Genomic DNA, 943 nt, shown 5'->3' with positions numbered 1-943 from the left:
GGTCTGGACGACCTTTGCAGCGCTGATGGTGGCCAGGCGGCTGCCCAGACGATCGTCGCTGACGAAGACGTTGTCGGTGTGATTGGTACGAGTTGTTCGGGTGCGGCCACTGCTGCGGCACCGCTCATCTCTGAGGCCGGCATGGTGATGATCTCGGGTTCGAACACGTCCCCGGCTCTGACCAGCGACCTGGCCGGCACGGCGGGGTCGAACTACCACGTCGGTTACTACCGGACCGCGCATAACGACCTGTACCAGGGTGCGGCGGCTGCGAACTTCGCCCTCGACGTCCTTGGTGTGGGTACGGCTGCGGCCATCCATGACGGCGATCCGTACACCAACGGTCTCGCGCAGGCGTTTGCCGATGCGTTCGAGGCTGGTGGCGGAACGATGACCGGGTTCACGGCGGTCAACAAGGGCGACACCGACATGGTGCCGGTCCTGACCGAGATCGCCGCCGGCGGTCCGGAACTGTTGTTCTTCCCGATCTTCCAGCCTGAGGGCGACTTCATCGTCCAGCAGGCGCGTGACGTTCCGGGCATCGAGGCCATCACCCTGATGGCTGCTGACGGCTTGTTGAACTCGAACTACATGGCGCTCGAAGAGACCGAGGGCATGTACTTCTCGGGTCCCGACATCCGTTACGGAACCAACTTCAACCAGTCGACGGGTCAGACCGCTGATGCGTTCCTGGCTGCGTACAACTCCGAGTGGGGCGAGGATCCTGCTGCACCGTTCTGGGCGCATTCCTATGACGCCACGACGTTGCTGCTCGACGCCATTGCTGCTGCGTCCTATGACGATGGCGGCACGCTGGTCATCGACCGGGCGGGCGTGCGCGAGCACCTCAACTCGGTTACCGACTACTCGGGCATCATTGGCCTGATCACCTGTGACGCCTTTGGCGACTGTGGTTCCCAGAAGATCACCGTGATCGGCCACG

Annotated in this window: 1 protein-coding gene; it reads left to right on the top strand. The window is 63.3% G+C overall.

The window, feature by feature from the left end; translation table 11 throughout:
• The coding region (locus QF777_11930; GenBank protein MDP6912248.1) for a branched-chain amino acid ABC transporter substrate-binding protein at positions 1–943 on the top strand (943 nt) is incomplete at both ends.

The sequence above is a fragment of the Acidimicrobiales bacterium genome, from assembly GCA_030747595.1.
Taxonomy (GTDB): domain Bacteria; phylum Actinomycetota; class Acidimicrobiia; order Acidimicrobiales; family MedAcidi-G1; genus UBA9410.
Note: the sequence above shows the minus strand (reverse complement) of the source record. Positions and strands in the feature narration are given on the sequence as shown.